We start from the raw sequence: 638 nt of genomic DNA, 5'->3' as shown, positions 1-638 counted from the left end.
TTTCATGTACTTTCAACGTTACTGTTTGTGTTGGATCTTGACCTTCTGTATCCTTATCTTTATCGAATTTGTTATTAATATAGTTGACTACTTCATCTCTATTATCAATCACATATCCGCGTTTTTCTAACTCTGCTATCTTAGCTGTTACTGATTCAGTTGGAATTTGATCTCCAGTTTTACCGTTGATAGTTACATTATCTTTTGGTAATGGTGTTTCTGTTTTCTTATCACCCTCACCTTCAACCTTAACCACTTTCACCAATGCTTTTTGTGGATTTCCTTCATAAGTAATCGGCGTATCCTCTCCAGGTGTTGTTGGTACTTTTGGTGGAATGTATCCTTGTGTCGGATCAGTTGGCACTTTTGGTACTAACGGTGTTTCACCAATCTTCGGTGTATATCCTGGTACATATGGAATTACTGGTACATTAGGATCCGTTGGTTCTCCAGGCTTAGTTGGATCTGTTGGATTATTTGGATATGGAATTGGCGTTGGTTTGTCTTTTCCTGGCTCATTCGGTATCCATGATCCTAACTTAATATACGCTACCTTAACATTTTGATCTTCAGATGCTTCTGTTAAGTTTTCACTTGCTACTACTCTTGTTCCATCTGTTGATACCAATCCATCTGCT

General features: G+C 37.9%; 1 pseudogene. It reads right to left on the bottom strand.

Going from position 1 to position 638, the window contains the following annotated elements:
* Positions 1–638: pseudogene (locus HT730_RS09975) on the bottom strand (hypothetical protein); the annotation flags it as partial.

Source organism: Streptococcus sp. k-628 (genome assembly GCF_013277475.1).
In the GTDB taxonomy this organism is placed as follows: domain Bacteria; phylum Bacillota; class Bacilli; order Lactobacillales; family Streptococcaceae; genus Streptococcus.
Note: the sequence above shows the minus strand (reverse complement) of the source record. Positions and strands in the feature narration are given on the sequence as shown.